We start from the raw sequence: 21,871 nt of genomic DNA on the forward strand, positions 1-21,871 counted from the left end.
TCGCTAATTTAGGATGATTGCATTTACGTCATACAGCCTAGTTACACAAAGGCTTTAATTGTTTTTGGAGATGTCTATTAAGTAGATAGTTATAAGACAATACGCTTGGGTTAAGGAAAATTGTAGCGAAAATGTTGGGCGGAGTGAAACGGAGGGTTCGTTCCACGGGCCCAACCTACGCAGGATCTGTTTTTAGCACTAACCCAAGCGTATTGAGTTATAAGAATCGATGCCGGATTTGTGAACTTCTCTCTTTCTGCTCTTTCTGCTCTTTCTTCTATCTCTCTGCGTCCTCTGCGCCCTCTGCGGTTTGTCAAAAAAATCTTGTTCACCAAAGAAATAGCCTTCCTATTTCTACACAATATCTCGCTTTCATGCAGTATTCTTCCTGTTAATTCCCGACGGGAAAAACTCTCTGTAATAACTCTATAAGTAGACGAGCATAAATCAACGCAACTTGTATTTTTTTTTGATTAGTACCCAATCCCGGCTAGCAATATTTAATTAGGCCCGCCTAGATGTTGCGAGTGCATTCTTTTGGAGAGCAACTGTTCTTCCAAGGCGGCTATTCGATTGTAAGCTGCTGTTAGCTGAGCTGTTAAACGCTGGATTTGAATCTCTGCGCTCAGCTCTTTTTCCAAGCTTTGAGAATTCTTGTCGAAGTAGCTGTCATCTAACAGTATGTCCTTGTGTTCGAGGAGGCCGTCGAGACTGCTGTAGCTTTGATAGGGCGAGGTTTGGTTATTTCCTACCGTTCCAGAGCGATCGTTTCTCTGTTGCTGGGTCAGCTTCGTCTCCTTGGCAGACTCCAAGAGCTTTTCATTGAGGTTTTCTATGAGTTTGTAGAGGGCCTCGACTTGTTGGCTCAATACTGTAACTTGCTGGCGGAGCGCTTCCATACAATCATCCTTTGGCTCGTAACTTAATATCTTTACATTTTATGTAAATCTTTACATAACTTGGATTTATCACTAAATTATTTAATTTTTGACGTAATTGTTGTGTTCCCAATCCTGACGGTAGATTTAGGGAGGCAGCTTGAAGATAATCGCTCGCCATTCGTGAGTCGATTGTAGATTGTAGATTTTAGATTTTAGATAGTCTTGGACACAGGAACCGGGTGGGTTAACCCCCATACTTCGTTCAAACCTTCAATCAGAGCTAAAACGTCGGGTTTCTGAGAGTCGGATCGCAGAGCGTCCTATTAGATTGACTGCGCTCTCGCCAGTGCTTTCAGGATTCAGATGAATGAATTTTTAGTTTTTTTAGTTATTAAGCTGTCGCCGATTTAAAAATATTTTTTTACTTCGGTTGTGTGAAAAGCCTCATCCAACTGCAGATGGCAGCGCTCTTGTTGTTTCGTTATATTAAAAAATGTAACACAGATGCGGTCGATCGACCCGGCTGGCGAGCACAACAGGCTCAAAGGAACTTGCAGCAGAGAAATTAGGCGTTAAGTTGAGGAGTTTTTGGCATCGGAAAGCTCGATCGACAAGTTAGAAGGTAAAATCAGGGCAAGAGCCAAACAGACTCTCTTAGCAGCAGAATCGAGTACAATGGCTCTGTGTTTGAGGAAGAAATAAGACAAAATCGGCGCCAACTACCGGACTCGAAAAACAATTATTTCCCGGGCTGTAGAACACAAAACGATGGGTCAATATTTAGAAAAGCGGATTCACAGGTGAAACGAAGGTCTTTGCTATTGGGGGCCGCCACCCTAACTTTAAGTCAATTGGCGGCAGGGTGCGACTCGAAGCCCATTCTCAAAATTCGATCGCTCAAAAACGGTATTCCGGCCCAACTGGTAAGCAAATTTAGCCGGGATGTACAACCGTCTCCGCTTTTGCAGGTAACGCAAGAAGCACAATTAAAAGAATTATTCGCCCTGTTGCAGGAGTGGAAACGGGTTCCCGAATCAAAAAATCAAGCTAACTTGGTGATGTTGGGAGATTACTGGCTGACTTTAGCAATTAGGCAAAAATTGATTAAGCCGATCGATCCTGCTAAATTTGCTAATTGGCCACAATTGCCCGAAAGATGGCAAAAACTCGTCAGGCGCAACGATGAGGGTAAATTAGATCCTCAAGGTAAAGTGTGGGCTGCACCTTACCGCTGGGGAAGTACGGTAATTGCCTATCGAACCGACAAATTTAAGGCTTTGGGGTGGACTCCGACAGATTGGAAAGACTTGTGGCGAGTCGAATTGCGCGATCGAATTTCTCTGCCGGACAGTCCCAGAGAAGTTATCGGTTTAACATTAAAAAAACTCGGCAAATCTTACAATACCCAGCAATTAGATCAAGTCCCAAATCTTAAAAAAGAACTAGCAAATCTGCACCAACAAGTTAAATTTTATAGTTCTGACGCTTACCTGCAACCATTAATTTTAGGCGATACTTGGTTAGCTGTAGGTTCATCTGGGGACTTGCTGCCGCTGCTGCAAACTCAAAAGGATATTGCTTTAGTAGTTCCGGTTTCGGGAACTGCACTTTGGACGGATTTGTGGGTACAACCAGCATCAGGGAATCCAGTTTCTTTAGTGGAAAAATGGATTGATTTTTGCTTGCAGCCTCGGGTTGCTCCTCAATTATCTTTGCTGGCTAAGGCTAGTTCGCCGATAATTGTCGGCATGAAACCCGAAGATTTGCCGGAAGCTGTTCGCACTAATTCTGTGTTGTTGCCGGATGCTAAGATTCTTGCTGCTAGCGACTTTCTGCTGCCTTTTGGGGATGCGGGGATCTCGCTGTATCGATCGCTCTGGCAAGAAACTAGGCAAGTAGTGAGAAGTTAAATTACAGTGAGGTACATAGCTCTTATAAGGACACTAATCTAAAAGCCTTTCACCCTTCCTCGAAGACCTGGATTTGAGAGAGATTCTAAATCAATCCGACAGTTAAGCCGATCGCCCTTGCACGAATAAACTGCCAAAGCAGTGCCTTGACGGTTGCAAACTCGCACATTGTAACCATAATCGTTGGCGACAGTGCCAAAGCGGTTAACAAACTGATAGCGTTCCATATAATCGAGCAAACTCCAAAGTTGGCGGTTGACTATGATAATTACCCAAGCATTACCGGGATCGACAAACCAGCGATCGAGCAATTTGCCGCCAAAGAGTTTTTGAGCTAACCACAGACTCGGCACGCTTTTTTCGGTTTGCGAAAGCGGGGGCGACGGGAAATTAGCAGCGCTGCCAGTAGGGCAGACAGGCTCCTGGGAAAAAGCCGCAGATTGCTCACCCAGCAAGGTTCCGAGGCACGCAGAACCCGTTATCAGGAACAAAAATAAACTTTTTGTCAAAATGCCGTGCCTGCGGCGGAAAACTTGATTATTGTGGCGAAAGTTTTGGTAATTCATAAATTTGTAAGTGCCGATTTTTCACAAAAGTTATCTGTTAATATCGATCCCGGTAAAATAGGTTTGTAGTGAGTAATTTAGTATTCACAAAATAAATTTTGATTGCTGAAGTTCTTACTGTGAACTGGGACAATAATTGTTGTTAAAATTCCGATCGCTTAAACAATGAAGCAGGCAGACAAGCAGTAAAAGTAGAACCGCAATCTAACTCGCTAGAAACTTCAATATCGCCGCCCATCATCTGACAAAAACGCTGACTGATAGTCAGTCCCAAACCCGTACCGCCGTACTTGCGAGTAGTTGAATTGTCCGCTTGAGTGAAAGGTTGGAACAGTCGCTCTTGCTGCTCTGGTGTCATGCCGATACCCGTATCCGTCACGCGGAAAATTAAAAAATCTGCATCCAAAATTAACATTTGAGCAACTCTCGGTTGATATTTATTTTTTAATTCTTCACTGCTAATTCTTTCGACAGTAAGTACGATCGCCCCATTAGCAGAAAATTTAGCAGCATTGCTGAGCAAATTCAGCATTACCTGCCGCACTTTCATCAAATCGCCGTGCATCGCGCCGACATTGGCAGAACTCAATACTTCCAAAGTATTGCCGTTTTTATCCATGAGTGGTTTGATAGTTGTTATCACCTCCTCGATTAAGCCTCCAACATCGAAGCTTTCGAGGTAAATCTCCATCTTGTCAGCTTCAATTTTGGAAATGTCGAGAATGTCGTCAATTAGCCGCAGCAAGTGTTTGCCAGCAGTGCGAATTTTGTCTAAATCCGAGACAACCTGTAAGTTGCCTAACTCTTCGGCATCTTCCGCTAGCATATCGCTGTAGCCGATAATCGCGTTGAGGGGAGTGCGTAACTCGTGGCTCATGTTTGCCAGAAAAGCACTCTTGGCGCGGTTGGCGAGTTCTGCGGCTTCTTTGGCCAACTGCCACGCTTCCTCAGCGTCTTTGCGTTCGGTGATATCTCGCAGCGTCGCCACCACCGCTTCGACGCTGCCGTCTGTCGCACAAACCGGGCTGAGAATGTACTCGTAGTCCCGGGTTCCCCAGCTTGCCGTGGGGACAATTACTTCGCCTTTCTTGGGTTCGGCTGTGGCAAATATGCCCTGGCATTCTTGGTGAACCCGCTGCATAATTGTTGGCGACCAGCCTAATTCCTGCCAGGTTTTGCCAATCATTTCTCTGGGGTTCATGCCGGCAGCTTGAGCGGCGGTGCGACTGACATAGGTGTATTTTCCCGATCGATCTACTAGAAAAATTAGGTCAAGAGAAGCGCCGAGAATCCCGTCAACTGTTCGGGCGTGTCGGGCTACCTGAGCCGTCATTTGTCTAACGGTGATGGCGCCGCGGACTCTGGCGGCGAGTTCAAACCGCAAGAGTTCGTTGGCTTGTTTGAGGAATAGGGTGCGCTGTTCGACTTCTATTTCTAGTTCTGCTTTGGCTTTTTCTAGGGTGAGTTCGGCAAGTTTGCGATCGCTCACATCTGTAGAAATTGTACCAACTGCATAAACTTTACCTTCGGAGTTGCAGAGGGGAAATTTCAGAGAAATATAAGTGTGCGGGCCGTCGTCTTGAGGGATGAGTTCTTCGATGGTTAGGGGCGAGCAGGATTCGAGAACTTTCAGGTCGTTTTCTCGCAAGGCTGCTGCTTTGTCTTGGGGAAAAATATCGCCATCGGTTTTCCCTGTTATTTGCTCTTTTGCGATGTCGAACAAATTGTCAAAATGGCGGTTGGTGAGCAGGTATTTTCCGTCAACATCTTTGATGTAAATTACTGCTGTTGAGTTGTCTAAAATCGCTTGCAGCAGTGCTTCGCTCTTTCGCAGGGCTTTTTGAGTATTTTGGCGATCGAGTATTTCTGGCTGCAATTCCCTGTTGAGGCGATTTAAGTCTTGCCAAGCTTCCTGGACTAGATTTAAGGCGATCGCGCTTTTTTCTAATTCTGTATTTTCTGTATTTACCTGTCGCGACTGGTTTGAGACGGAGTTTTCGGGCAATTCTAGGGGTTGGAAAGCGAGCGGGATGTGGGGATTTGCGATCGGGAGAGCGCCCTGATTTTTTTTATATCGAAAATCGACCGCTAATTTACCGTTTAAACTCGATTTTTTAGGGAATAAATCGGGGAATTCGCCGAAATTTAAATTGTCATAAATTATATCAAATGTCCGCGATCGCTGCGGCGGTTCGGCGCTGGAGTTAAATGCCCAATTCCCGTCTGCTGTTGATAAATCTGAGTTAGCGGGTTTAGCAATCCGGCGAGTGACGGCAACTCCCAAGGCGAAGGGGACAACGGCAGCCGCAGACATTGCCAGCAACCAGTTGTTGCCCCACCAAGTTGCGATCGAGGTTTTCGGGATGCCCCGAACTAAAATTGCTGCGGGTTTTCCCGCTAAATTGCCAAGGGATTTGGCAGCTACTGTATAAGTTTGAGTGCCTATTTGTACGTTTCCGGCGACTGGTTTGCCGGCGGCGAGTGCAGATTTCAGCAGCGATTTTTCTGCCAGCAAGTCTGGTAACTGTTGTTTTTTTGTAACTGCTTGCGAACTTGCCAAGACAAATTTGCCGTCAGCCAGCGGTGCGTAGATAGCCTGATATCCGCCACCCTGTAAGTTGAGCATTTCGCTGCTAGCAACTGCCGACGTTTGGCTGATAATTTTTCCTAACACTAAGGCAGCAATCACTGTCTGAGTTTTTGGATCTTTTACGGGAATTGCTGCGTAGTGGACGAGAACAGGGCGATATCCCTTTCCGGGTGGCAAAGATCCGAATTGTTCTTGAACTTCCGATTTTGCAATGATTTCCGTAGCTGTAATTGGGTTTTTTGCACCAAATGCTCGATCGACTATTTTTTGCAGGTTAAAACTTTTTCCCTTCTGGTTGGAGTTGACGCTAACCACTATCTGCCTGTTTTTTCCCACTAATGCCGCGCTGTCTATTTCCCCTGTTTTGACTTGATTTTCTAGAATTTGCTTGACAGATTTTTGCAAATCTGATACTTTTTTGCCACTGTTGTAAGCTAAGGCTGTTTGGGCGATCGTTTTGCGGTCAGAGGAGTTTTGCAAACGGTCGGTGGCGCGATCGAGTTGGAGATTGTAGTTAATTTCACTAAGGCTCAGTTCTGACTTTGCTTGATTTTGCAGTTGATTGTTTGCAACGGCCGATGTTAGCAAAAGTGCTGCTCCCGTTAGCCCAACTGGCAAAATTGTTTGTAAAGCCACCAGTCCAATTAGCTGTTTTCTGGTGACGGACAAGTTGTAAGTGGACGGATTGAAAGCTGCTTTCAATCTTCTTTCGGAAGTCGCAACTTTAGTTTGCTGCAGACAATGTTGCTGGCTGTCGTTTAACTGAGTATGAGCCATAGTAGTAGATGCGAGATCGGTTGTAGATGACAGGCCATCAATTAATCGGACAGGGAATTAATTTTAGATTTTAGATTTTAGACTTCGGCGTGAGCGAGCCGTTGAACGATTTTATATTTTATATCGAGTTCGGTTAATCACTTATCATAAAATTGTTCGCTCTCGCCACCGCCAACTAAGCAAACAATAAAATGACTGGTATTCTCAAAGAAATCAGTTTCTATGTGTTAATCAGATTGTGTTATTTAGTTGCTTTTACATATAGTATCGGCTCCTATTTAAAGTGTGTTCGGAACATCCAAATGAGTGCTTTCACAGGAGTGTTCGCGGTTAGAGGTAAGCTTTGCTGTGCAAGATACTCGCACTCCTCAAAAACGCTTTTTGCAAAATCGGGATGCTCTCGCATACAGTCGTAAAACGAAGTAGTTTCTCGATCGACTGTATCGTAAATTCAGTTAAACTGAGATGTTGCACCATTCTCAATAAGGTTTTTATGGGCTGGCTCTCCTGCCCAACCCCTACTCCCTACAAGAAATTAATTCTTTGTGGAACAGGCCGGAAAGCCTGTTCTTGAGAATAGTGCAAGATGTAAGGTTAAACCCAAGTTTAGCGTAATTATTGCAAAACTTAGATACGCTCGATCGCCTTTTCCCTGCTTCACATTTTTTTCAATCCCACAACCGCCTGCCTGCTTTGCCACCGAGTCGCTGGTGAGTATCTTTGACCAACGTTGGGATGTCTAACTCTTCGGGACACCGGGGCAAACATTCGCCGCAATCGGTGCAGCGGTTGCCTTTGCTGCCGGGAAACCAGTGTCCAGCATTTTCAAACATGGCGTAGCGGTATTTGCCAAAGTCAGTCATGTCGAACCCGACAGCGAGATTGCGGAGTCGCAATACTTCGGGAATGTTGATGTTTTCCGGGCAAGGCAAACAGGCATAGCACTGGCTGCATTTGTCGGTTTTCAAAGTGTCTGCAATAGCCGATTCTAGCCGATCGAACGCAGCGATTTCGGCGTTGGTGAGGGGAAAGTCGCGATCGCAATATTTCAGAGGTTGCTCTAATTCTGTCGCATTTGCAGCCCCCACACTCAAAGTCCCAATCCTAGTATCGCTAAGTAAAAACCGATAGTTTAACTCTAAGGGCGAGAAAGGCGAGCACAATTGTGCGAGTGTTTCCGGGGGCGTGTAGAGTTGCCCTCCTTTATCGGCTGGGGAAATGATGAAAACGCCCATATCTTTGTCTTTGGCGAGTTCAATTGCCGGGGCGTTGCGCTGAAAAAAATAGTAATAATGCAGGTTGACAAATTCAAACAAATCTGTATTTATTGCAGCCAAAATCAGATCCAGAGGCCCGTGAGTCGAAAAGCCGACGTGCCGAATGCGACCATCAGCCAGGGCTTTCCGTACAGATTCCATGCAGCCTGTGGGCGATCGCACAATCGCCAAATGTTCCCAAGTATTCAAACCGTGAATTGCCAGACAATCGATATAGTCTAAATTCAGACGTTTGAGGGATGCGTCGATACAGCGTTCCATTGCTGCTGCATCCTCGGTTGGGGAAATTTTTGTAGTGACGTGGAGGCGCGATCGATCGACAGACAAACCAGCCGAAAGGGCCGCGCCAAGATATTCCTCGCTGAAACCGTAACCTGCCGCCGTTTCCAGGTGATTGATTCCCTGAGACACCGCCTGTTGTACAGTCTGACAGGCAGTTTCCTCAGAAGCCAAATAGCGCATGGTTCCCAAGGAAAATACAGACAGGTGCAACTCCGTTTTGCCAAACCGTCGATAGCGCATAAAGTTTAGGAAGTTTCGCCTGGGCTGAAGCCGCTTCTCTTAATCAAATCCTCTGGACGGAGGTTTGAGATAAATTCCCGGAAGGCCCGGCGTTCGGCCTCATCAGCATCTCGATCAACCGGTATCGACGCATCAGCGACGACTTCTTCCATCACCCAGATGGGGCAGTTCGTACGCAGGGCCAGGGCGATCGCGTCGCTAGGTCGGGCATCGATCTCTTTTTTAACTTCTCCCTGACGGACGATCAGGACGGCATAGAACGTGTTATCTTGCAGCGAGTGAATAACTATGCGCTCCAAGGTAAGACTCCATGCCTCTAAAAAATTGACCATCAGATCGTGAGTTAAGGGCCGAGGAGGCTTGTGGCCTTCGATCGCGCTAATAATAGCCTTTGCTTGCTCCTGACCGATATAAATAGGCAAAGCCCGTCGCTCCGTAGCGTCTCTCAATAGGACAATAGGACTGCGCGTGGCTGCATCTAAGGCAATTCCAGCGACTTTCATTTCAATCATTCGATCGGCCTCATAGAATTAAGAAACTGTAAGGCAGTAGAGAACTTGGACATAAAGATCACCTAAATCCAGTATGACTTGATCTTCGCCGGAATCTGCAACAGATCTGGGACTATCGATTTTAGATTTTAGATTTTCGATTTTCGATTGACTCGGGGGGAGAGGGGACGGCAAAAGCTGCTGTGTCTGGTTTATGGCTGTGGTTTCATGTAAATAAGCGATCAACTACGGATCGGGGACTGTCGATTTCCAATTTTAGATTTTAGATTTTAGATTGACTCGGGGGGAGAGGGGACGGCAAAACCTCCTGTCTATGGTTTGTCTCTATGGTTTCATGTAAATAAGCGATCGACTACGGAAAAATACTTATGTTTACAGGACTAATTCAATCTCTCGGAAAGCTGAAGTCGCTAGGCAACGATTATTTCCAAATTTCCTGCACATCAAACAACTCCTACCAGATTTTACAAGATTTAGCCATTGGGGACAGCGTAGCCGTGGATGGAGTTTGTTTGACGGTAGTGGAAGTTCTGCCGCAAGGTTTTGTCGCCGTCGCTTCGCCAGAAACTCTCCGGCGCACAACTCTGGGATCATTCCCCGATGCTTTGGTGAACCTAGAAACCTCCCTGCGCGCCGGTAGCAAATTGGGGGGACATTTCGTGACGGGGCACGTAGATGCGATCGGCACTTTAGCAACATCAACCCAAACCGCGAACGCTTGGGAGATGCGGTTTACTGCCCCACCAACAGCAAATTCGGGATGGCAACGTCAAATCGCACCTTACATCGTTTCCAAGGGCAGTATCGCCGTCAACGGCATCAGCTTAACCGTGGCCGATTGCGATGCTGACGGCAATTGGTTTGAAGTTGCTGTCATTCCCCACAGTTTTGGTGAGACAAACCTCAGCTATTTGCAACCAGGAAGTTTAGTAAACTTAGAAGCAGATATTCTAGGCAAATATGTCGCCAAATTTCTCCGCAGCGGCTCAAAATCTCATCCCGAACCGTGGGAAGAAACCCCCACAATCAACAGTTTGGGAACAATTACACCAGAATTCTTAGCAGAACACGGATTTATCTAATCTGTGGGTACGCATCGCGCACCTTGCTAATATCTGAGATATTACACCATCCTCAATAAGCCTTTTACGGGCGGGTTATCCTGCCAACCCCACAAAAAAACTCACTGTTTGTGGAACAGGCAGGTGAACCTGTTTTTGAGTTGTAGAAGGTATCAGGAGCGAATTATTATATTAATAATTTACTGGTCAAAGCAGACCCACCCTACTAAATCTTACAGCACATTGAGCGATAAACACCTCAAATGCTTGGCTATCAATCGAGTTGTCTATGGTCATGATTAATGCCACTACTCGCTGGAAACTAATTGCACCAATTACTGTGACTTTCTTGCCACGATAAAAAGGTTTGACCGCATAGGCTGTCGTTCCTCTTTGGGAACGTCCATGAGTTCTGGTTAAACAAGCGTAATACTCCAGTCTAATCTAAAAATACTAGATTTTTTTGGTCCATATGCTTGACTTTTTCCCAATACTATAACTTTAATTCCATGACTGTTTCAGTGCCGAATTGGCTACTTCTCACTGTTTTTTTTACGATTTAATCCCAACTTTTGTAAGGCGTTACACATGGCTGTTTTACCCACCCAATTTCCCGTTTTCTGGGCAAATAACTCACACAATTCTAGTAAGGTTGCATCGGGATGTGCTGCCACTATTTCTCTCAAAGAAGCTGTGGAATTATTCAAATGACTGTATCTCGGTTTACCACTCTCGTTTGGGCTGTAAATTCCCCTCAATTTTTTGTTGCTTGACCAGTTTCTGAAAAGAGCTTTTACTGACGGAAAATATCGCTGCTGTTTTTCTCATGGACAGCTTCTGATCTTGATGTGCTGCTACTATTTTTGGAAAGCAAATCTACTGAATATGCTTTCAGTGGTGTGTTTTTCTAATCTATTCTTATTGTACCTCATAACACCCGGAAGTGCTGTAATTTCAGGTTTTAGATTCAGATCTTAGATTCTTGACAGTGCAGTTGCCGTGCAAATCGCGCAAAAACGGGAATCAACGTGTGTCAAGTTTTAATTCCTGATAACAGGAGTTTAGCAATACTCCGGACAGTTTTTAAGCAGCCAGAGTACCATAAGACAAGACTGAAGGAAGATTAGGATGATTTAAAACTATCCGGAGTATTGCTATCATTATTATTTAATTATATTCTTCTTACACAAAGGGGTATTGACAAAATCTACTCGCTTCTAACTTGTTACCAATGGGGTAACATTATTTTTGCGTTAAGCTAGCTTGTAACAATTCGGCTGCCTATCTTTTTGTAGCATAAGTGGGCAAAATCTTTACTCCATAAAGATTTCAGGCGGGTTGTCACCCTCCCAGGGCGATCGCAAAAGTTGTTATGGCAGTTAGAAAAAAATGCTGGAACTTTGGAAAAACCTTTTTGCTATAGCACCGTTTATCCCTCACGGGCATTGCTATCTCTGGAAGCCAGGATTGGTGAGTCTTCATATCGCTTCCGACTCGCTGATTGCCCTGGCTTATTATTCAATTCCCATTACGCTGCTCTATTTTGTTCGTAAGCGACAAGATTTGCCCTACCCTTGGATATTTCTGCTATTTAGCACCTTTATCATCGCTTGTGGCACCACTCACCTGATGGAGATTTGGACGCTTTGGCATCCTACCTATTGGCTGAGTGGCTGCCTCAAAGCCATCACCGCATTGGTTTCAGTGGTGACAGCTATAGTGCTGGTGCCGTTAATCCCAAAAGTATTAGCGCTTCCCAGTCCCGCACAGTTAGAGGCAGCTAATCGAGAACTAGAGCAGGAAATTAGAGAGCGGATCAAGGTAGAAGCAACCCTTCAAGAGCGGGAGCAGTTCTTAAGCAACATTTATAACTCCGTGACAGACACCATTTGGGTGGTGGAACAGCTTGAGGATGGCGAGTTTCAAGTTGTCAGCATGAATCGAGCCATTGAAACCTCAAGTGGAACTTTGGCTGAGCATTGGATTGGTAAACGGCTGGACGAACTGTGGGACATCGATACAGGTACTACGATTCGAGCGCACTACCATGACTGTTTGCAGCAAGGCAAAACAATCTCTTACGAGGAGAATCTGCCTTTTGGAGAACAGAGTTGTTGCTTTCTCACCACTTTAACGCCTTTAGTAGATCCCGATTCGCGCACTCGCTTACTTGGCGTCAGCATGGATATCACGGAGCGCAAGCAGGCTGAAAATGCTTTGAAAGAAAGTGAAGAACGCTGGCAGTTAGCATTGCGGGGTAACAAAGATGGAATTTGGGATTGGAATGTCAGAACGAATGAAGTCTTTTTCTCAGCGCGATGGAAGAAAATACTGGGTTATGAAGACTGCGAAATTTCCCACTATCTAGATGAATGGGCTAAACGAGTCCATCCAGACGATTTTACCTGGGTAATGGAAACAATCGAAAATCACTTTACTAAAAAAACCCCTTTTTACCAAACCGAACACCGCATTTTATGTAAAGACGGGACTTATAAATGGATTCTCGATCGCGGTCAGGCATTGTGGGATGACGATGGCAATGCGATTAGAATGGTCGGTTCTTCTACCGATATTACAGAAAGCAAAAAGGCTGAAGCAGAGCTGCGCTGGAAAGAAACTTTGCTGCGTTCGATGACTCACGCTTCGCCACTCGCTTTTTTTGTTGTAGATAACCGTAGCGATGCCATTCTCTACTTCAATCACCGCTTCTGCAAAATCTGGGGTATCGAACACTTAGAAGAACAGATGCAGCGGGGTCAACTAAAAAACAACGATATCGTTCCTCACTGCCTGCCCGTACTTGCAGATGTTCCGGCTTTTGCCGAATCCTGTAAACCGTTGCAAAGTGAAGAGAATCGAGCCGTTGTTGAAGATGAAATTCCTTTTAGCGATGGGCGCACGATTCGTCGTTTTTCGACACAAATTCGCGACGATAGCGATCGCTATTTCGGACGGCTTTATCTCTTTGAAGATATTACCGAACGCAAGCAAATAGAAGAACAACTGCAACTGGCTGATTTTTCGCTCGAACACTCCTCTCTCGGCCTTGCCTGGGTCGATCGCGATGCCAGAATTTTGCGGGTGAACCAAACAGCCTGCGAGCAAAGAGGATATTCTCGCGAAGAGTTGCTGTCGATGCGTGTCTGGGATGCCGATCCCAATTTTCCCATTGAGGTATGGCCGCACCATTGGCAAGAACTAAAAGAGCAGAAAACACTTTCATTTACTTCTCAACATTTCAGAAAAGATGGCAGTGTTATTCCCGTTGAAATAACGCTGAATTACCTGGAATTTAACGGGAAAGAATACAATTTTGCCTGCGCTCGCGATATCAGCGATCGCTATCGCGCAGAGGAAGCACTGCGAGCCTCTCAAGCACGCCTCTCTGGGGTTCTAGACATTGCCGACGAAGCCATTATCTCAGTAGACTCCAGCCAACAAATTACCTTATACAACCAGGGCGCGGAACGGATTTTTGGTTATACTTCCGAGGAAATGCTCGGTCAGACACTCGATCGACTTTTGCCAGAACGCTTTGCGGCAAACCATCAGCAGCAGGTAAGGCAATTTGCCCAATCTACCCAAACAGCAAGAAAGATGGGCAAGCGCGGCGAGATTATTGGTCGTCGTAAAGATGGTACGGAATTTCCGGCTGAAGCCTCAATTTCTCAATTGGAATTGTCAGAGGAAAAAGTTTTTACCGTTTTTCTGCGCGACATTAGCGAACGCAAACAGGCAGAAGCAGCCTTAAAAGAAAGTGAAGCCCGCTTCCAAGCATTTATGAATGCCAGCCCCGCTGCTGCTTGGATTACAGATAGAGATGGGCTACTTCTCTACTTCAACCAAACCTATTCCCGTATATTCAACTTGCCCAAAGATTTAGTTAGCAAAATAGCTCTTGACTCTATATATCCACTAGAGTTTACTCAAGAATATTTAAAAAATATTTGCAAAGTTGTAGAAACCAATCAAACGCTCGAAGCGATTGAGCTTGCTCCCCTTGAAGACGGTAGTATCGGCGAATTTTTGGTTTACAAGTTTCCACTGCCCAGTTCATCGGGGGAAGTTTTGGTGGGTGGGGTAGCAATCGATATTACTGCTCGCAAAAGAGCAGAGGCAGCTCTACAACAGCGAGAACAAGAGTTCCGCGCTTTAGTAGAAAATGCGCCTGACATTATCATGCGATTGGATCGGGAATGTCGCTATCTCTATATCAATCCCATAGTTGAACGACTATCCGGGATTCCTCCTGCCGCGTTTCTCGGTAAAACTATTAACGAGTTGGGTACGCCCAACTCGTTAGTTAATCTTTGGCGAACAGCCATTGAGCAAGTATTTGAAACAGGTTGCGAGCAAAACATTGAATACGAAATTCCATCTGTTGCAGGGCTAACTTATTATGCTTCTCGTGTGGTGCCTGAGTTTGGCAGTGATGGCTCGGTGCAATCGGTTTTAGCGATCGCTCGCGATATCAGCGACCGCAAAGTTGCAGAAGCAGCTCTAGAAAAGGCTCGCGACGAGTTAGAAGTCAGAGTCAAACAACGTAGTGCCCTACTCGCAACAGCAAATAAGGAATTGCGGCAGGGAATTGCCGAAAGGCAAGCCGCGCTGCGCGAACTCAAACAAGCACAAGTTGCCCTGAAAGCATCGGAAACCAGACTCAAAGAAGTGCTTGACAATACAGCCGCTTTTATTTCCTCTGCCCGCATCCATCCCGATAAAGTCTGGGAATATGACTACTATTCTCCCAATGGAGAGGAGATTCTTGGGTACAAAGGAGGAGAATTTGCTGCCGATCCGAATTTGTGGCTTTCTAGAGTTCCTGCCGAAGATATTGAGGCAATCGTTCTGCCAGCAATGCAAGATTTGTATGCCGGACGGCAAATAACTATAGAGTATCGATTCTGCCATAAAAATGGCAATTTGCTTTGGTTATCTAACACTTTGCTCGCTAAAAAGCATAAGTCTGAGGATTACTGGTTTGCCACTGGAATTGTTACCAACATTACAGAACGCAAACAAGCAGAAAAAGCATTGCAGGAAAGCGAACAACGCTTTGCTACTTTAGCGAAAACTGCCCCTGTCGGCATATTCCGTAACGATACTCAAGGCTATTGCGTGTACGGCAACGAACGCTGTTTAGAGATGGTTGGACTTTCTTTAGGAGAATTAATCGGTGAGGGTTGGGCAACAAGGCTATATCCAGACGATCGCGATCGCGTTACTATTGCTTGGTATAGCTTCGTACAACAAGGCATTCCCTATTACTGCGAACTCCGCTTACAGCGACGTGATGGCACCATTATCTGGGTATTGGCACAAGCGATCGCGGAAAAAGATGTTGATGATAACATCATCGGTTACATCGGCACTCTTACTGACATTACCGAGCGCAAACAATCAGAACAACTTTTAAAAGATTACAATCAACTTCTAGAAACTCAGGTACAAGAACGCACGGCTGCACTGACTCAAACAAATGCTCAATTAGAGCAGGAAATTGAGGAACGCAAGCAAATAGAAGACCAATTACGGCGCAGCGAAGCTAAACTATCAGTCGTCCTAGATAATGCAGGTGCTTGTATTTATATCAAAGATTTGAATGGCACCTACGTCTATGTCAATCGCTTAACTGAGGAATTTTTTGGGTATAGCGCATCTGAAATTATCGGAGCGAACGATTGCAAATTTTTTGCTGAAGAATTTGTTCTAGCTTACAAAGAAACTTGCGATCGCGTGACAAACAGCGGTGTCGTCCATCGCTTTGAGGAAATTGGAATCGATAGTAATGGAGAGTTGCATCACGTTTTATCGACCAAAGTTCCTCTAAAAAATTCTGACGGCGATGTTTATGGCTTGTGCGGTATTTCTACAGATATTACCGAACTCAAGAGGACGGAAGCCGCACTGCGGCAAAGCGAAGAACGAATGCAGGCGCTTTTGAGTGCGATACCCGATTTGATGGTGCGGCATCGGGTAGATGGCACGTATTTAGATGTGGCGGGAAATGAGAGTGCCTTACTGATGCCGCGCGAAGCGCTAATTGGCAAAAAGTTACAGGACACCCCCATTCCCGAACAAATTAAAACCGACTTGCTCGAACGTTTCCAGGCAGCAGCGGCAACCGGAACGCTACAAATTTACGAACACGACCTGCAAAAACCGGATGGCATCTACAGCTACGAAACGCGCATTGTAAACAGCGGTGCCGATGAGGTCGTGTGTCTTGTGCGCGACATCACCGAACGCAAGCGAACGCAAGCCACACTTCAAGAAAGTAAAGAACGGTATCGTACTGTCATCGCAGCGATGGCAGAGGGTATTGTCCTGCAAGATGCTGACGGTGCAATTCGTACTTGTAATAGCAGTGCCAAAAGCATTTTGGGCTTGTCTCGCAAGCAAATGATGGGACGCACTTCTCTCGATCCCGCTTGGCGAGCGGTGCGCGAAGACGGTTCCTCCTTCCCAGGAGAAGAACATCCGGCAATGGTGACGCTGCGAACGGGCAAAGCTTGCTCTAACGTGGTGATGGGAGTCCACAAACCAGATGGTAGTTTTACCTGGATTTCCATTAATACCCAGCCTATATTTCGATCTGATAAATCTCTTCTTAAGGGAGTTGTTTGCTCGTTTGCTGATATAACTGCTCGCAAACAGGCAGAAGAGGCACTGCGACAAAGCGAAGCGCGTTATCGTGCCATTCTTGAAGATCAGACAGAACTCATTGCTCGGTTATTACCTAGTGGCACTTTTACTTATGTCAACGAGGCTTACTGTCAATTTTTTGGCATAAGGCGGGAAGAACTTGTGGGATATAACTACGAACCCGTTGTGCTTGAGGAAGACCGGGAATACATAGCTCAACGCCTCAATCAGATTAGTTGGCAAAATCCCGTTGTTACAATTGAAAACCGCGTCATTGCAGGCGGACAAATACGTTGGACGCAGTGGGTCAACCGAGGCATATTTGATGACAACGCTCAGCTCGTAGAATTGCAAGCCGTAGGAAGAGATATCAGCGCTCGCAAACTTGCTGAAAAAAACCTGCGACGATACGAAAAGATTGTTGCAACTACTACTGATGCAATTTGTTTAGTCGATCGCAACTACACCTATCAAGTTGTTAACCAAGCCTACCTGACTTGGCATCAGCGCCGTCAGGAAGAGATGGTCGGACATACTGTTAGTGAAGTTTTGGGTACAGACCTGTTTGAAACTCAACTCAAACCAAAACTAGACCAATGTTTAACTGGGGAGACTGTCCAATACGAAATATGGGTTAAATATCCCAACGGCGAAGAGAAATTTCTCAGCGCTACCTACGCTCCTTATTTAGAGGCAGATGGCACTGTTTCAAGTGTGGTGGTGAGTCTGCGTAACCTCACCGAACTGAAACAAATGGAAGCAGCGTTGCGGCAGAGCGAATCCACCCTGCGAGCTTTCTTCAACAGCAGCGTCATGATGATGGGCATTGTAGAGCTGTATGAAGATGACTTTTTGCATCTATCTGCGAACCCAGCAACCGCGCAATTTTTTGGCACCACTACAGAGGCGATGCAGAATCACTTCGTTGGCAAATCGGGAATGCCGCGATCGCTCCTGCAACTTTGGCTCAGCCACTACTGGGAAGCTGTAAAAACTCAAGCTCCAGTACGATTTGAATACGCTCACGAAACTCCTACAGAGCAAAAGTGGCTATCTGCCAGTGTTTGCCCGATTACCATTAGCTCTGAGGGCTGTCCAAGATTGTCGTACATTGTCGAAGATGTGAGCGATCGCAAACGCGCAGAAGAAGCACTGCGCCTCAGCGAAGGTCGGCTCAAACACCTGACAGCTAGCATTCCGGGAACCCTTTACTCCTATGGATACTATCCCGATGGTTCGGCCAAGTTTGAATATATCAGTTTCGGTTGCCGAGATATGTTTGAAATTGAGCCGGAGCAGGCGCTAGAAGAGCAAAGTACCCTTTTGAAGCAATTTTCTTCTGAAGACGAACCTAAGCATAAAGAGGCAGTTGCTCGCGCCGTTCAAAACGTGCAACCTCTCACTTCTGAATGGCGCAATATAACTCCTTCTGGAAAACAAAGATGGCTGCGCGCTCAAGCTCAACCCGAATGCCGCGAAGATGGTTCTAAAGTTTGGCATGGGGTGATATTAGATATTACCGATCGCAAACTTGCAGAAGAAAAGCTCAAACAGGCAGAGTATAAATATCGCACCTTAATCGAACAAATTCCCGGAGTCGTTTATATCTCTCCGCTTGAGGCAACAACCGAGGAAGCTTACATCAGCCCGCAACTGCAACAATTGCTGGAAGTTCCTCCAGAAGAGTGGTCTGCTGGCTTTTTTAATAGTTGGGCGAACTACGTCCATCCAGACGATCGCAATCGCGTTTGGCAAGCTGTCAGCACCACGATTTCTACGGGAGAACCATTGAGCGTCGAGTATCGCATGATAACTTGCAATGGCAAAACGCTCTGGCTCAGAGATCGAGCCAATCTCGTTTTTTGCGCTGACGGAAAGACTCAAGTGCTTCAAGGTTTAGCTTTCGATATTAGCGATCGCAAGCAAATGGAGCAAGCGCTGCAACAAAGCAACGAGCGTTTTCAACTAGCAGCATCGGCAGTAAAAGGATTTATTTACGACTGGGATCTCAAGCAGAATATCATTTTACGAACGCGGGGATTGTTTGAACTCGTTGGATACCTTCCTGAAGAAGCTGAAGCTAAGTTCGAGTGGTGGAACGAACACGTTCACCCAGAAGATTTCCCCAAAATTTCTCAGCAACTATCTGAAGCCTTTGCGAACGAAACTCAAAGTTATTACGTGTTGGAATACCGACTTCGCCATCGAGATGGTCACTACGTTTACCTGTCCGATTATGGTACGATCGCGCGAGATGCCAACGGACAAGCAATTCGTGCCGTAGGTCATGCCATAGATGTCAGCGAACAGCAAGCTGCGCTTCGCGAACGCACAAAGGCAGAAGCAGCCTTGCAAAAAGCGCTCCAAGCCGCCCAAGCTGCATCCATCGCTAAAAGCCGCTTCCTATCCAACATGAGCCACGAACTGCGTACTCCTCTCAACGCCATTCTCGGTTTTAGCCAGGTGATGGTTCGCAGTAGTTCCGTTGCCTCTGAGCAAAAAGAACAGCTAAGAATCATCAATCGTAGTGGCGAACATTTGCTCAATTTAATCAACGATATTTTGTCAATGGCTAAAATTGAAGCAGGTCAAACTACGCTCAATGAAAATCGCTTTGACCTGTATCAGCTACTGAACGATTTAGAACAGATGCTCAAACTCAAAGCGATTTCCAAAGGCTTGCAGCTAACTTTTGAACTACCAGCATCAAATAGTCCCCAATACGTGCAAGCTGACGAAAATAAATTGCGTCAAGTTTTAATTAATCTTTTGGGAAATGCCATAAAATTTACTGCTTCCGGTCACATTGCATTGCGAGTGAAAAAGGGTCGGATATCCGAAAAATCTGACCTCCACAACTTCAGATCCAAAACCTATTTGTTGTTTGAAATTGAAGACACTGGCCCCGGCATTGCCCCCGATGAACTGGATAATTTATTTGACCCTTTTGTCCAAACAGAAGCAGGTCGCAAATCGATGCAAGGAACGGGGTTAGGCTTACCCATCAGCCAACAATTTATAGAGATGATGGGAGGAGAAATTGCTGTCAGCAGTCAACTCGGTCAGGGAACAATTTTCACATTTGATATCCTCGCTAGCGAGGTTGCTGAACCTGATGAGAAGAGTTTATCGATTACCCAGCAGGTTATTGGATTAGAGCCAAATCAACCTGTGTACCGCATTCTAGTTGTTGAGGATGTCGAAGAGAACCGTCAGTTGCTCTTAAAAATACTTAAACCGTTAGGATTTGAACTGCGAGAAGCGGTTAACGGTCAAGAAGCGATCGCTTTGTGGTCAACTTGGAAACCGGACCTAATCTGGATGGATATGCGAATGCCCGTCATGGACGGCTACGAAGCAACTAGAGAAATAAAAGCTTTGGAACAGCAAAGTGGAGTAGCTGGAGAGAATCACAACTTACCTGCCAACTTATCACCTACCAACGCAACAAAAATTATTGCTTTAACTGCTAGTGCTTTTGACGAAGATCGAGCCAAGATTATGACAGCAGGCTGCGATGACTTTATACATAAGCCTTTCCGAGAGTCGATACTATTTGACAAGATGGCTCAACACTTAGGAGTCCGTTATCTTTATCAAGAGGATTTGTCGCATAGCTCACCTCAGCCAGCAACACCGAGAAACTTAACACCAGAGGATCTAAATATCATGTCTTCTGAGTGGATAGCACAGTTCCGACAAGAGGTGCTTTGTGGTAACGACCTGTTAATATTGCAGTTAATTGACCAAATTCCCGAAAGCGAGGCAAGTTTAGCACACACCCTCACAGATTTGGTTAATAACTTTCGCTTAGATATACTTTTTGATCTAATCCGAGCATCTATTAATGAATAGTCATCAAGTACCCGCTTCCTTTGGGGATATCCTCATCGTTGACGATCATCCAGACAACCTCCGAGTTTTGTCCGCTATCCTTACCGAGTCTGGATATCAAGTCCGGAAGGCAATTAACGGTCAGCTAGCTGTAAAAGTTGCCCAAAATTCTCCCCCCGCTCTGATTTTACTTGACATCTTGATGCCAGAAATGGATGGCTATGAGGTTTCCTCGTTGCTCAAAAATCATCCACAAACAGCGGAGATTCCAGTAATTTTTATCAGCGCTCTCGATGATGTATTTGATAAAGTAAAAGCCTTTGATGCTGGAGGGGTAGATTACATTAGCAAACCTTTTCAGTCAGCCGAAGTTTTAGCTCGCATTAAAAACCAACTAATTATCCGCAATCTGTATCTCCAACTTCAGAAGCAAGCACAGAAAATCGCCGAGCAAAATACATTGCTACAACAGGAAATTAAAGATCGTAAACAAGCTGAATCTGCTTTGGTCGAAGCTAATATCAAGCTACAGCGTCTCGCCTCTTTAGATAGCTTAACAGGAGTCGCTAATCGTCGTCAGTTCAATGAATCTTTCAATAAAGAGTGGCAACGGATGGCACGAGATCAATTACCCTTATCTTTGATTTTAGGTGACATTGATTATTTCAAAAAATACAATGATACTTATGGTCATTTAGCCGGGGATTTCTGTCTACAGCAAGTGGCTCAAGCGATTAGCCGTGCTATTAAGCGTCCGGCAGATATATTGGCTCGTTACGGAGGTGAAGAATTCGCTGTAATTCTACCTAATACAAAAGCTGAAGGAGCGCTAAAAGTTGCTGAGGCGATGCGGAATGAAGTTCTAAATCTTAAAATTGCCCATGCTCAATCTGCTGTTAATAAATACGTCACCTTGAGTATAGGCGTTTCCAGTGTAGTTCCCCAGGACACCTCGGACCCCTCAATCTTGATTGCTGCGGCTGATAAAGTATTATATGAAGCTAAAGAGCAGGGGAGAAACCGCTCAATTGTGAAAAGTTTTTAATCATTAGACTTTGAGTTCAACTCAACTTGCTTCCCAGATAAATTAATTTAGGTGTTTATACCCATACTCCCCAGATTTTTACCCCATTGAACTGTGGTGGTCACAACTCAAATATTTTTTACATAGGTTCGCTCTAACTACCACCTTTATGATTGATACAATAATTGCAAGTACCCTCAACTTAAAAATTCTCAACATTTCCAAACTTGGCTGGCTCATTGTTGTTATTGTACCTCATAACAGCGGGA

At 45.4% G+C, this 21,871-nt stretch carries 10 protein-coding genes; 4 read left to right on the top strand and 6 right to left on the bottom strand.

What is annotated here, in order from left to right; all coding sequences use genetic code 11:
- Positions 1 to 500 precede the first annotated feature (500 nt).
- Entirely contained in the window at positions 501 to 899 is a 399-nt protein-coding gene (locus QUA03_RS16220; protein WP_333213295.1) for a hypothetical protein, read from the bottom strand.
- Positions 900 to 1,681: 782 nt separating this feature from the next.
- On the opposite strand from QUA03_RS16220, the gene QUA03_RS16225 reads away from it, so the two are divergent.
- Entirely contained in the window at positions 1,682 to 2,791 is a 1,110-nt protein-coding gene (locus QUA03_RS16225) for an extracellular solute-binding protein (protein WP_333213296.1), read from the top strand.
- 38 nt (positions 2,792 to 2,829) lie between these two features.
- Here the strand turns inward: QUA03_RS16225 and QUA03_RS16230 are convergent, their stop codons facing one another.
- The 4 genes from QUA03_RS16230 to QUA03_RS16245 all read right to left on the bottom strand — a co-directional run bounded on the left by QUA03_RS16230 (position 2,830) and on the right by QUA03_RS16245 (position 9,035).
- Positions 2,830 to 3,357: a hypothetical protein gene (locus QUA03_RS16230; RefSeq protein ID WP_333213297.1), complete on the bottom strand. Its 528-nt coding sequence runs from the start codon at positions 3,355 to 3,357 to the stop codon at positions 2,830 to 2,832.
- Positions 3,358 to 3,499: 142 nt separating this feature from the next.
- Positions 3,500 to 6,724, bottom strand: a complete 3,225-nt coding sequence (locus tag QUA03_RS16235) for a PAS domain-containing protein (protein ID WP_333213298.1) — start codon at positions 6,722 to 6,724, stop codon at positions 3,500 to 3,502.
- A gap of 668 nt (positions 6,725 to 7,392) precedes the next feature.
- The gene (locus tag QUA03_RS16240) at positions 7,393 to 8,523 is read right to left on the bottom strand and encodes an aldo/keto reductase (RefSeq protein ID WP_333213299.1); all 1,131 of its coding nucleotides are present in this window, start codon (positions 8,521 to 8,523) and stop codon (positions 7,393 to 7,395) included.
- A 5-nt stretch (positions 8,524 to 8,528) separates the two neighbouring features.
- Positions 8,529 to 9,035, bottom strand: a complete 507-nt coding sequence (locus tag QUA03_RS16245) for a bifunctional nuclease family protein (RefSeq protein WP_006635481.1) — start codon at positions 9,033 to 9,035, stop codon at positions 8,529 to 8,531.
- Positions 9,036 to 9,403: 368 nt separating this feature from the next.
- Here QUA03_RS16245 and ribE point away from each other — a divergent pair, with 368 nt between their 5' ends.
- Positions 9,404 to 10,117 (top strand): riboflavin synthase, encoded by a 714-nt coding sequence (gene ribE, locus QUA03_RS16250; RefSeq protein ID WP_333150934.1) that lies wholly within the window; start codon positions 9,404 to 9,406, stop codon positions 10,115 to 10,117.
- Between the two features lie 512 nt (positions 10,118 to 10,629).
- Here ribE and QUA03_RS16255 read toward each other — a convergent pair.
- Positions 10,630 to 10,803 (bottom strand): hypothetical protein, encoded by a 174-nt coding sequence (locus QUA03_RS16255; RefSeq protein WP_333213300.1) that lies wholly within the window; start codon positions 10,801 to 10,803, stop codon positions 10,630 to 10,632.
- Positions 10,804 to 11,485: 682 nt separating this feature from the next.
- On the opposite strand from QUA03_RS16255, the gene QUA03_RS16260 reads away from it, so the two are divergent.
- Positions 11,486 to 20,599, top strand: a complete 9,114-nt coding sequence (locus QUA03_RS16260) for a PAS domain S-box protein (protein WP_333213301.1) — start codon at positions 11,486 to 11,488, stop codon at positions 20,597 to 20,599.
- Positions 20,592 to 21,623: a PleD family two-component system response regulator gene (locus tag QUA03_RS16265; RefSeq protein ID WP_333213302.1), complete on the top strand. Its 1,032-nt coding sequence runs from the start codon at positions 20,592 to 20,594 to the stop codon at positions 21,621 to 21,623. Before QUA03_RS16260 ends, QUA03_RS16265 begins: the two co-directional genes overlap by 8 nt.
- Positions 21,624 to 21,871: the final 248 nt, after the last annotated feature.

It is taken from the genome of Microcoleus sp. S36b_A4, assembly GCF_036700645.1.
Lineage (GTDB): Bacteria > Cyanobacteriota > Cyanobacteriia > Cyanobacteriales > Microcoleaceae > Microcoleus.